The sequence below is a fragment of the Stieleria sp. genome, from assembly GCF_041595215.1.
GTDB lineage: Bacteria > Planctomycetota > Planctomycetia > Pirellulales > Pirellulaceae > Stieleria > Stieleria magnilauensis.
This window is the reverse complement of record NZ_JBFHKV010001285.1, coordinates 1-2171: the sequence shown is the minus strand read 5'-3', so window position 1 is coordinate 2171 and position 2171 is coordinate 1. Positions and strand designations below refer to the sequence as shown.

Sequence of the window (2171 nt, the reverse complement as noted above, 5' to 3'; positions counted from 1 at the left end):
CGGGCTTGGCAAGGTCGATTCCAAGTTGGAATTGATCGTGCCCCACCTGCGAAAGAAAATTCCGCCGCGACAGACCATCAACATCTGTCAGGCCAAGGTGTTCGGTGGCGGTCCGTATGTGAACAACGCCATCCACTTGCCGATTTCGCGTGAGATCTACGAAACCCAATGGGCCGGACGACAACCCACTGGCGTCGACTACGATCAGCTTGCGCAACTGATGGAAGGCATCAACCACGAACTCGGGGTCAACACGGCAGTCACCGAATCGCAAGTCAGCGACCGCAGCATGCGCTTCGCCGAAGGCTGCCGTGCGGTCGGCGAAGAGGTGCAACCGCTGCCGGTCGCCATGCGCCGGCAATGCTTGGGATGTGGAAGCGACAATTCCGTCGACAGCTTTGGCGACCACATCGGCGGTCTGCATCCGTACTCTCCCGGCGGCGCGAATAGTTTTCTGGTCCAAGCGATGCACAATCCCGAGCCCGCGCGAGTTTCTTATCGGACCGAAGCCACGCGGATTCGTGTCCAGGCCGATGACAGCGGGCAACCCATCGTCACGGGGGTCGATGTCACACGCGTGGAAGACGACGGGTGCCGCACCCGTGCGACCGTCACCGCAGATCAATACGTCGTTGCCGCGGGCACCGGGCCGACGACCAAGTTGATTGCCCAGGGCCTGAAATCCGCCGGCTATCGGAATCGAAACCTTGGCAAACGATTCACCGCAAACGTCGGCACGGCGGTGTATGCGATGTTTGACAAACCGATTTGGCCGTCCGACTCCGATCGCCCCGAACCCGGCGTCACCCAGTGTTTCCTCGTCGACCGGCGAATGGTCGAGCGAGACGGCCGGATCGTGGAAGAACCGACGCTGGAGAACTGGTTCCATTTTCCCGGCACCGTTGCGCTGGCGCTGACCGGATGGTTCCAGGAATTCGCTTGCACGATGCGCCGGTTCAATCATCTTTCGATGGCCGGTATCGTCGTGCCGACCCAAGTCAGACCGTGCAATTCGATCGATGCGTGCGGCAACATTCACCTCGCTCTGGACTGTGATGAATTTGAGATTCTGTTGCTCGGTATCCGGCGCATCGCCAGAATCTATTTTGCCGCAGCGACGCCCGATGACGGAGTCACGCTGCATCTGCCCACCAAAGCAATGATGCTGCGGGGCGGACGCCCGCTGCGGATCCGTGATATGAACGATTTGGATTGGGCGATCGGCGAGATCCGACGGCGCGGTCCGGCGTTCATCAATTTGTTGACCACACACGGACAGGGTGGCGCTTCGATCGGAGACGTGGTCGATCCGCAATCCTTCCTTGTCAAAACGGATTGTGGCCGGCAAGTCTCGAACCTGGCCGTCGCCGATGCGTCTCTCTTTCCGGCCGGTTGTGAAATCAACCCCCAGCTGACGCTCAAGGCCTTGGCCACGATCGCAGCCGAACAGGTGATCCGGCGGACGGCGTGAACGAGTGCTTCGCCACCGATTCTTTTGATGGAGTCGACGAGACGAAACCTGCTACTTGATGATGAACATGCATTCGTCGTCTGGCGTCGACGGGCGTGGCGGATATGATCCCGGTGAGTCGCTCGTTACTCTCTCGATCCGGCCTCCGGTCCGCCGGGAATTTTCCTGAAGCCTTGTTATGAATTCTCTTTCCGACCGACTCGCGCGACGGCTGCCATTTTTTTATGGCTATTTGATGCTGCCGATTGCGATGCTGATGCAACTGGGAACCAGCCCCGGTCAGACGTTCGCGGTCAGTGCTTTCACGCCGTCCCTGCTGGAAAGTTTGGACCTGACGCAAAGCCGGCTCGGTTTGGCGTACATGTTGGGAACACTGTTTGCGGCCCTCCCGTTGACCTTCGTCGGTCCCGCGGCCGATCGTCACGGGCTCAAACGCGTCGCATCGATCGTCATCGTCGCCCTGGCGTTGGCTTGCCTGTTCGCGTCCAGCGTCAAAGGGTTTTATGGTTTGCTGGCTGCGTTCTTCTTGCTGCGTTTTCTCGGTCAAGGTTCGCTGACCCTGTTGAGCGGCAACACGACGGCGATGTGGTTTCGCAACCGCATCGGACGTGTCTCGGCGGTGCTCAGCATCGGTTCGGCGATCGCGTTTGCTTGGGTTCCCGATTTGCTGGCGAGCACGATTGAGTCCATCGGCTGGCGG

The 2171-nt window shown here is 59.8% G+C and carries 2 protein-coding genes; both read left to right on the top strand.

Annotation, left to right across the window (positions count from 1 at the left end; genetic code table 11):
* Window positions 1–1471: GMC family oxidoreductase N-terminal domain-containing protein (locus ABX749_RS30600; protein ID WP_372899372.1), on the top strand; the 1471-nt coding region annotated here is incomplete at its 5' end.
* A gap of 178 nt (window positions 1472–1649) precedes the next feature.
* Window positions 1650–2171, top strand: a 522-nt coding sequence (locus tag ABX749_RS30595; protein WP_372899371.1) for an MFS transporter, incomplete at its 3' end; no start/stop codon positions are given.